The 5,885-nt window shown below is 72.1% G+C and carries 11 protein-coding genes; all 11 read right to left on the bottom strand.

Annotated elements, in window-relative coordinates:
- Nucleotides 1-418, bottom strand: a 418-nt coding sequence (locus tag DQW06_RS28960) for a hypothetical protein (RefSeq protein ID WP_198662479.1), incomplete at its 3' end; no start/stop codon positions are given.
- 37 nt (nucleotides 419-455) lie between these two features.
- Nucleotides 456-770, bottom strand: a complete 315-nt coding sequence (locus DQW06_RS18305) for a hypothetical protein (RefSeq protein WP_198662478.1) — start codon at nucleotides 768-770, stop codon at nucleotides 456-458.
- Nucleotides 771-868: 98 nt separating this feature from the next.
- Entirely contained in the window at nucleotides 869-1,261 is a 393-nt protein-coding gene (locus tag DQW06_RS18300) for a hypothetical protein (protein WP_117198980.1), read from the bottom strand.
- A gap of 89 nt (nucleotides 1,262-1,350) precedes the next feature.
- Nucleotides 1,351-1,914, bottom strand: a complete 564-nt coding sequence (locus DQW06_RS18295; protein WP_117198979.1) for a hypothetical protein — start codon at nucleotides 1,912-1,914, stop codon at nucleotides 1,351-1,353.
- A gap of 60 nt (nucleotides 1,915-1,974) precedes the next feature.
- Nucleotides 1,975-2,409: a hypothetical protein gene (locus tag DQW06_RS18290; RefSeq protein ID WP_117198978.1), complete on the bottom strand. Its 435-nt coding sequence runs from the start codon at nucleotides 2,407-2,409 to the stop codon at nucleotides 1,975-1,977.
- A complete protein-coding gene (locus DQW06_RS18285) occupies nucleotides 2,409-2,711 on the bottom strand; it encodes a hypothetical protein (RefSeq protein WP_117198977.1) in 303 nt (100 codons plus the stop codon). Before DQW06_RS18285 ends, DQW06_RS18290 begins: the two co-directional genes overlap by 1 nt.
- Nucleotides 2,711-3,013, bottom strand: a complete 303-nt coding sequence (locus DQW06_RS18280; protein WP_117198976.1) for a DUF5403 family protein — start codon at nucleotides 3,011-3,013, stop codon at nucleotides 2,711-2,713. Before DQW06_RS18280 ends, DQW06_RS18285 begins: the two co-directional genes overlap by 1 nt.
- A complete protein-coding gene (locus tag DQW06_RS18275; RefSeq protein ID WP_117198975.1) occupies nucleotides 3,013-3,351 on the bottom strand; it encodes a head-tail adaptor protein in 339 nt (112 codons plus the stop codon). The genes DQW06_RS18280 and DQW06_RS18275 overlap by 1 nt, the downstream gene beginning before the upstream one ends.
- A gap of 12 nt (nucleotides 3,352-3,363) precedes the next feature.
- On the bottom strand, nucleotides 3,364-3,780 hold the full coding sequence (locus tag DQW06_RS18270) for a hypothetical protein (protein ID WP_117198974.1): 417 nt from the start codon (nucleotides 3,778-3,780) through the stop codon (nucleotides 3,364-3,366).
- 3 nt (nucleotides 3,781-3,783) lie between these two features.
- The gene (locus DQW06_RS18265; protein WP_117198973.1) at nucleotides 3,784-4,701 is read right to left on the bottom strand and encodes a hypothetical protein; all 918 of its coding nucleotides are present in this window, start codon (nucleotides 4,699-4,701) and stop codon (nucleotides 3,784-3,786) included.
- A gap of 2 nt (nucleotides 4,702-4,703) precedes the next feature.
- Nucleotides 4,704-5,654, bottom strand: a complete 951-nt coding sequence (locus tag DQW06_RS18260; protein ID WP_117198972.1) for a P22 phage major capsid protein family protein — start codon at nucleotides 5,652-5,654, stop codon at nucleotides 4,704-4,706.
- Nucleotides 5,655-5,885: the final 231 nt, after the last annotated feature.

The raw sequence follows: 5,885 nt of genomic DNA, 5'->3' as shown, positions 1-5,885 counted from the left end.
CGCCGGCGGCCAGTGCGGAGATCCCTCCGGCGCCAGCGCCGATCCCGACCGCTCCGCCGACGACGCGGCTGGTGGAGCGGGCCAGCCCGTCCAGGGTGCGGCGGGCGCGGGCGAGCGCGACCCCGTCCACCTCCGGCTCGACCTCGGCCTTACGGGGGCGGGCGGCAGTGTCCAGCTGGCGCTCGACGCGGCCGGTGTCGACGTTCACGCCAACGCGGACCGACCCGAGCTGGCGCTCGACGTCGGCCTTGACCCGCGCGGCGTCCTTCGCGACGCGCTTGGTGTCGATCCGGGTCGGGATCGACAGAGTCAGCGACCGCTCCAGCTTCTCCAGGTCCTTGACCAGGTCGCCCCGGAACCTTCGGGTGTCGGGCATGACCCGCACCGACACCCGGCCGACCATGCGTGTGGTGGCCACCGCGCACCCCCTTCACTGGTCGCGCGGCGGCCCGCCGCTACTTCTTCTTCGGTTGTGGTGGGGGGATGTGCGGCGGCAGTTCGGGGATGCCGAACGCCCGGCGCACGTCCGCGATGGACTGGCCGCGCCGCGTCTTCTTCCCGGCCTTGCCCGCGGGCTTGGGCCTCGGGTACGGGGGGATCTTCGGCGGGTGACGCTTCCATCGCCCGGCGGCGCGCGTGGTGCCGTTGACGGCGTCGAACACGTCAGCGGTCACTGCTACCTGCCGGGTCCATCCGCGCCACTGGCGGCCGCCCCTCATCGCGGCCACGGTGGCGGAATCGTCGGGCAGGCCCTCCACGAGATCGAGCACGAGCCCCGGGCGTATGCCACGGCCTGCCACCGTCTCTGCCAGGTCGTGCTGGTAGTAGCGGCGCAGGTCGGCGTACAGCTCCGCCCGGTATGTGCCGATCAGCTCGCGGAGGGCGAGGCTTCCCCCGCCTGCTCCTGGCCGATGTAGGCCACGACCAGGCCGATCTTGTCCATCAGCGACCCGTTGACCAGCTTCAGCAGCTTGTTCGCCGCGGCCTTGGACGGGCACGCTGCGCGCAGCAGCGCGTCCACGTCGGGCAGGGAGTCGGCGAGCGCCCGGGTCATGACGGCCAGGTCCATGCTGGCGACGCCGTCATCGCCGACGTCGTCACCGGCGACCTCCGCGAGACGGCCGGACAGGCGCAGCATCGCGGCCTGGCCCTCGGTGGGCAGGGCAACGACCGGGCGTAGGGCCAGCTCGCCGTCGGGCAGGGTCACGGTGAACGGCTTGGCGGCGTTGGGTTCGCTCAGGTGGGACAGGTCGTAGGACATGGCGGATCTCCTCACGGGGCGCGGATCGAGGGCATGGGCGGGTGGCGCACGGGATCCGCGCCGTGCGCCACCCGGTCAGGTGGGCTCCCTCAGGAGCTGGAGGTGGGCTTGCTCTTGGGCTTGAGGCCGTACAGGTCCTTCTGGCCGGAGCGGCCCAGAATGGTCGCGCGCACCGGCAGGCCCATGAGGGCCTGGGGGTCGGCGGTGATGTCGTCGGCCCGGTAGATGGACACCCGCGGGAACCACAGCGGCAACGTCTCGTCGCCGTCGCGGATGAGCGTCCACAGGGTGCCGGTGACGGGCACCGGGTTGTCGGGCACCATCACGTACCCGGTGGTCGGATCCAGTTCGGCGTTCGCGCCGTAGTACAGCTTGTAGTTGTCCTCGGTCCACTGCTGGAGCACGAACGCGACCCGGTCCACCCGGGGGGAGTACACGGTGCGCTTGGACCGGTTGCGCCAGGTGCCGAGCACGGTCTCCTCGCCGCCCTCGCCGTTGATCGCGAACGGGTCCTCCAGCGCGGTGTGGCCGAGGTCGCCGTAGCCTTCGGCGGTCGGGGTGTCCTCGTCGGCGGGCGGCGGGGTGTTCTCGACCGGGTGGAACCAGTACTCGCCTACGGCTGGGACGAGATCGGCGTCGTCATCAAGCGCCATGGCATGCCTCCTACGGGCAGGTGTGACAGGACAGGTGCGGATCTGCGCGCAGGGGCGCGGTCAGGCGGCCCGGCGCGGGCGCAGCCCGAGGACGTAGGTCGCCTGGTAGCGGTAGACGCCCTTCGGAGTGGTGGAGCCGCGGCCAGACGCGGAGTCGGGCAGCAGCGCCGGAGCGGATCGCTCCTCGTAGTGGCCGATGTGGCCCATGCCGGGCACGACGTGCTGGGTGCGCCACGCGGTGAACAGCGCGGTCCGGCAGGTGTCGGCGAGGTCGTCGGCGGCCCGGTCGGTGGTGTGCCAGCACTGCACGTCGATGACGGCCTGGTCGTAACCGCGCGGGTCGTAGGCGCCGCCGCCGGGCACGCGGCGGGCCATCACCACGGGCGGCGGGGTCAAGGTCAGGTCCGGCATCAGGCTGTACACCTCGACCGGGGCCAGGGCGGGGCGCAGGATCTCCAGCACGAGCGAGGTGGCTGGCGCGAACCGGCGGGCCATCAGCCGCTCCCTGCCGTGTCGCTGAGGGCGGCACGCAGCTGAGCGATGACCTGGGTGGCCAGGGACCTCGTGCGCGGGTGCCAGTCCTCGCCCTTGACCTCCAGGTCCCGCTCGAACTCGGTCACCAGGGCGTGCACACGGGTGAGCGCCGCCTGGTCGACGCCCGCGTCGCGGAGCGAAGCCAGGGCGTCGGCGGCGACCGCGCGGGCCTCGCCGAGTGCCCCCTCGGCGCGACCAGCGCGGGCGACCGCGCACACGTGATGGGCGGGGTCGAGGTAGCAGTCCTCAGTGTGGTCGGCCATCAGCGCGCCCCGATCGTGCGGTGGATGATGTACAGGCCCTCCTGGGCGGCATACGGGCGACCAGACGAGGACACCCCGGCCTCGCGCCCGTACTCGATCGCCGCGGCGTTCGGGTCCTCCAGGGACACGAAGGCGTCGATCTTGCCCTTGGTGACGACGATCCGGGCCTGGCCGGTCTCCCGGTGAGCGGCGAGGAGACCGCGGGCCCGCCTCGCGAGGATCTCCGCGCGGTCGCGCACGGCACCCTTGACGCCAGGCAGGCGGGCGACCTTGGCGTTGCAGTTCTTGTCCACGCGAGCCATCACGCTTCACCTGCCCCTCGGGCCTTGAGGATCGCCTGGACGTGCCGGGTTCGGCGGCTGCCGTTCGACCGCAGCGGTTCGCCGTCGATGTCCCAGTCCCGGCCATCCCAGCGCACCCGCGCCCACGGCCCCAACGGAGCCTCCCGGGTGATGAGCCGGTACCGGGCCACGGTCTGCTGCCCGGCCGCGGCCACGTCGTTGGAGGAGACCGGCTGCACGCGGGCGCGCACCTGGACCGGGTCGGCGGCCGGAATTCGGACGGGGTTGCCGTCAGGGTCCGTGGAGGTGGTCTCCGGCCAGACCTCCACCAGTTCGTTGCCGGTGTCGAGCAGCGACACGAGAGCCTCCTCTCAGTCCAGGACGTGGTGGTAGTTGGACCGCCACGGGATCTCACCGCGGGTGGTGGCCAGGGTCCACAGGCCCGAGCGGGGGCGCCGGAGGCGGGCGAGGATGTCCCGTTCGGGCTCCAGCAGGTAGACGCTCGCGTTCTCGGCGTCCTGGCGGTAGTTGTAATCGCCGTCGGTCTCGCCGGTGTACCCCTCGGGGTTGCGCCAGCGACGGGCTGCGGACTCCAGGGTGATGGTGCGGACCTGCTCGGGCACCTCGGCGAGGTGGCCATCCTCGCCCACCCACGTGCGGCGGGCCTCAGCGCGCACGAGCGCGGACGCGGCAGCGAGCACCATCGCGGCCTGGTCGTTGCCGGTCAGCTCCTCACCGACCCACGTGCCGAACTCCTCCAGCGTCACCAGCGGTGGCAGGGTGGCCATGGGTCAGCCTCCGATCTGCTGGAGTTCCGCCTTGGTCAGCGCCTCGGCGGCCTCGCGGTCGTGGCCCTGGTCGACGGCGTAGTCCACCCACGCCGCCTTGGACGCGCGGGCCATGGGCCGCCCAGGGGGAGCGGCCTCCGGCGGCGACTCGGCCGGGGGCGCGTCCTCCGGCTCGGGCGCCTGCTCGGTCTCCTCCTGGTCGTCCTCGGGCCCGGGATCGGGGAGCGGCTCGTAGTCGTCCTCGTAGCGGCACGGGTCCGGGAGCGCGGCGCGGATGAGGCGGCCGACCGGGCCGTCGGTGAACGCGCCCGGGTTGGTGGAGATGAACAGCGGGTCGCCCGATGGCGCAGCCTGGGACGCGGAGTGCACCTTGACGTCGGCTACCTGCTCGCCGCCGATGCCCGCGAGGTTCCCGTACAGGGTGCGCTTGTGGACCACCGGGATTCCGCGCACCTGCGGGCGCGACAGCGCGTCGAGCATCCGGGCCTTGTCCACCACCATCGGGACGTGCAGCTCGTAGCTCAGCGGCTCAGCCACGCCCAGGGCGTGCAGGGCGCGGGCGGTCGCGAGCATCCCCGCCCGGTAGCGGCTGTGCGGGGTGCGGGCGGCCACGTCGGCGACCGGGCCCCTGTGCAGCACGGGGATCTGGTCGACGGGCCGCATGGTGAAGAAGTCGTCGTTCATGTAGATGAACTCGTCCGACACCTCGGGATGCCCGCACGCGGCCCGCATGTTGGCCGTCGAGTTCGCCCACTTGGTGGAGAACTGGGCGCGCGGGATGTGCCTCACGCCCTGCACCCACCGGGGCATGTGCCCCACGATCCACACACGGTCGTGGGGCACATGGGCGGCCAGCGCACGGAGCGAGTAGCGCAGCTCCTCGCTGCGCTTCTGCGGACCCACCACGTACACGACGTCCATGGTCAGACCGAGCCCATCTCGATCTTGACCGCGCGGATGAAGTGCTCCTCCGCGCCGGACTCCTCCGGGTTTTCCGCGGGCTCGAAGATGCCGGTGACGGGGTCCAGGTGGCCGACGTCGGTGACGATGTCGGTGCCGGTCCAGGCGTCGAGGATGAAGCGGTCCTCCACCTCGTCCGGGTCGAACACGCGCACGGTGCGCACGGCGAACCCGTTGAAGCTCTGGGTCGCCCCCCACGGCGCACCGGCCGGGATGACCGGAGCCATCGCGGACTGCACGTAGGCGGTCTGGTGGAACGCGAACGCCTCGTCCGGAGCCAGCGCGGGGACCGACACCACGTCGAACCCGGCGATGCGGCCGACGATGGCCTCGCGCAGGGCGTTGTCGCTGCCGGACTGGTCGACCTTGTTGAAGTGGTCGCTCTTGAGGATGGCGGACTCCACCGCGGAGCCGACGGCCACGGCTCGCCCGGAGAACGGGACCCGCGCGTTGTTCAGCCGTTCGCGGGCGTCCACGAACGTGTCGAACGGGTCGACGGTGTCCAGGGTCAGGGTGTGGGCGTAGGTGGCGCCGGTGATGGTCTCGACCAGCTCCTCCTCCAGGGCCCGGCCAACACCGGACAGGGTCGGGTTCAGGACCTGGGTACCGAAGTCGGCGATGTCGAGGGTCAGCTCCTCGTCGGTGATGGGGATGTCCCCGTAGATGTCGGTGGTCAGGGTCACCGGGACGGCCCGCTCGGTCAGCTGGCTCTTGACTCGCGGCGCCCCGGAACGCAGGGGGCGCTTCTTGGCCTTGAAGTAGCTGGGCAGACGGACCGTGATGGTGTCGCCCTTGGCGCCGCGGAAGTCGCCTCCGGCGTCGCGCCACACCAGGTTGGGGAGCACGACCTCGCGCTCCAGCAGTCCGAGCGCGGTGCTCACGACCTTCTCGGCCTTGATGAACTCGTTCGCCATGACTCTCCTTCGGGTTGGCGCCGCCGGCCGTCATGGCGAAGGCACGGGGCGGTTCGGTTTCAGCGCCGCGGGATCTTTGCGGCGAGCTTGCGCGGGTCGGTCTCCTCCGGCGGGGCGGGCGTGCCGCTGCCTCCGGGGCGCAGCCGCTCGTTGGGCCGCCGGGGGATGGAGTCCGCCGGGGTGGGTGCCGTGCCGAACGTCTCCAGCAGCTCGTCGGCGTCGGCCTCCAGC

This window comes from Nocardiopsis sp. TNDT3 (assembly GCF_003427465.1).
Lineage (GTDB): Bacteria > Actinomycetota > Actinomycetes > Streptosporangiales > Streptosporangiaceae > Nocardiopsis > Nocardiopsis dassonvillei.
This window is presented reverse-complemented; position numbering and strand designations above follow the sequence as displayed.